3 protein-coding genes are annotated in these 2,008 nt (G+C 65.7%); all 3 read left to right on the forward strand.

Translation table 11 applies throughout. The features are described 5' to 3' along the window. Positions 1-288: 288 nt before the first annotated feature. Positions 289-486 carry a hypothetical protein gene (locus ABW18_RS23340; protein WP_235434501.1) on the forward strand — a complete coding sequence of 66 codons (198 nt, stop codon included), beginning with the start codon at positions 289-291 and terminating at the stop codon, positions 484-486. A 10-nt stretch (positions 487-496) separates the two neighbouring features. Next, complete coding sequence (locus ABW18_RS22215) at positions 497-883, forward strand: VOC family protein (RefSeq protein ID WP_005180136.1); 387 nt, start codon at positions 497-499, stop codon at positions 881-883. 143 nt (positions 884-1,026) lie between these two features. Then, on the forward strand, positions 1,027-2,008 hold a 982-nt coding region (locus ABW18_RS22220; protein ID WP_049701085.1), incomplete at its 3' end, for an IS481 family transposase.

The raw sequence follows: 2,008 nt of genomic DNA on the forward strand, positions 1-2,008 counted from the left end.
TGGCCGGCTCGATGGTTGATGTGAATGATCTCTCGTGGCCCAGGCACCTGCTCGACCAGCTGCGGCAGTCAATGTGGCCACGACGGTTCCACCTCTTGGCGGCATTCCTCACCAAGAGGCTCGAGCAGCATCCTCATGCACCGCGCGCAGACCTGGTCGAGGCACTCGCGCGGATCCATCGGACCCGAGGCACGATCCCCATCTCCGGCCTGGCTCAGGACGTTGGCCTGTCCAGACGGCGGCTCTCAAGCCTGTTCGACCTCGAGACCGGTCTCTCGCCCAAGTCGGGTGGCGCGCATCGCTCGCTTCACCCATGCCAAAGACTTGGTCCAGCGTGGCGCCCAGCCCTCGGACGTCGCGGCGATGGCCGGCTACAGCGACCAACCGCACCTGTCCCGGGAATGGAAGTCGATGACTGGATGGACGCTGCGCCAGTCGAAGGACGATTTCCCATTGCTTCAAGACACCGACATGCTTCCGGCGTGAGGCTAGAGCCATGACGACACCACAGCTGTTCCACTGCCTGCGCTATACAAACGCCGATCGAGGCATCGACTTCCTCCAAGCCATCGGCTTCACCACCGCCATGATCGTGCGGGATCCTGATGACGCGACCTTGGTGGCCCATGCGCAACTTGCCTGGCGTGACAACGGGGGCATCATGCTCGGCTCTGTTCGGGACGATGACCCGCATTACGGGCCGGGGATCTGCAACCTGGTGGTCGCCAGTGATGAGGACGTGGACAGCCTCTTCGCCGCAGCCCTGGCACACGGCGCGACCACCGTCACGGAGCCCAACGACGCCCCCCACGGAGGGCGCAACGCATGTGTCGCTGACTTCGATGGCCACTGGTGGAACCTCGACTCCTACCCAGGAGCCTGAGCCGGGGAACACCCCTCGACACCGTCATGTGCCACGGCTCACGAGTTCGTGCACATCTCAATGAGCCCTGACCCACACAATCTCGCCGCCCGCGGCGGCAACTGGCCTTCCTGGGCGGCGCATGCCCCCAGGAAGGCCTCGTCATGTCCCACGCGAACGCCGCTCTCACCCCTCGCCACCGCCTGATCGTCGGCCGCTTGGTCGTCGATGACGGCTGGCCGATCAGCCAGGTCGCCGCCAGGTTCCAGGTCTCCTGGCCCACGGTGAAGCGCTGGGCCGACCGCTACCGCACCGGCGAGCCAATGCAGGACAGGTCATCCAGGCCGCATCACTCACCGAACAAGACCAACCAGCAGACTGCCAGGCGCTGCGTCCGTCTTCGCCTGCGACTACGGGAGGGGCCGGTGCAGTTGGCCAGCCGACTTGGGATAGCCCCGTCCACGGTCCACCGCATCCTTACAGACGTGCACTTGAACCGGCTGTCGCACGTCGACCGCGCCACGGGAGAACCGGTGCGCCGTTACGAGCACGATCACCCAGGTTCGATGCTGCACGTCGACGTGAAGAAGCTCGGCAACATTCCCGACGGCGGAGGATGGCGCTACGTCGGGCGGCGACAGGGCGACAAGAACCGGGCCGCTACACCCGACAAGCCGAAGAACAAGCACTACGACCCGTTGATGGGCATGGCTTCCGTCCATACCGTCATCGACGACCACTCCCGCGTCGCCTATGCCGAGATCCACGACGACGAAACCGCCCGCACTGCCACCGCCGTGCTGGTCCGAGCCGTCGAGTGGTTCAACGCCCGCGGCGTCACCGTCGAGCGGGTCCTGTCCGACAACGGCGGCGCGTACCGCTCACACCTGTGGCGCGACACCTGCGCCGAACTCGGTATCCGGCACAAGCGCACCCGGCCCTACAGGCCGCAGACCAACGGGAAAATCGAGCGCTTCCTCCGCACCCTGGCCGACGGATGGGCTTACGCCCGCTGCTACACCTCCGAAGCCGAACGACGGGGCGAGCTGGACGACTGGCTGCACTACTACAACCATCACCGGCCGCACACGGCCTGCGGGAACCTCCCGCCCTTCTCGCGATTGATCAACGTCTCCGGGCAGTACA

It is taken from the genome of Gordonia jacobaea, from assembly GCF_001186365.1.
In the GTDB taxonomy this organism is placed as follows: domain Bacteria; phylum Actinomycetota; class Actinomycetes; order Mycobacteriales; family Mycobacteriaceae; genus Gordonia; species Gordonia jacobaea.